The organism is Pollutimonas rozaliensis (assembly GCF_048751585.1).
Lineage (GTDB): Bacteria > Pseudomonadota > Gammaproteobacteria > Burkholderiales > Burkholderiaceae_B.
This window is the reverse complement of record NZ_JAZHOB010000299.1, coordinates 1-246: the sequence shown is the minus strand read 5'-3', so window position 1 is coordinate 246 and position 246 is coordinate 1. Positions and strand designations below refer to the sequence as shown.

Below are 246 nucleotides of genomic sequence, written 5' to 3'. Positions count from 1 at the left end.
AGCAGAACATAATCGCGCGGTTCGCGCCTATTTACAAGTGATCAGAAGTCGACAATGAACGCAAAATTTATCGTAGTAGAAGGGCTAGAAGGCGCAGGAAAAAGCACGGCTATTCAGGTTGTGATCGATACGTTACAAGCTTTTGGTATTGAGTCAATTACCCAGACTCGTGAGCCCGGTGGCACGGTATTGGCTGAAAAAATGCGTGCTTTAGTCAAAGAAGATCACCCTGGTGAAGTTTTACAA

General features: G+C 45.1%; 1 protein-coding gene. It reads left to right on the top strand.

Going from position 1 to position 246, the window contains the following annotated elements:
• Positions 1-54: 54 nt before the first annotated feature.
• On the top strand, positions 55-246 hold a 192-nt coding region (locus tag V0R37_RS22980; protein ID WP_420376676.1), incomplete at its 3' end, for a dTMP kinase.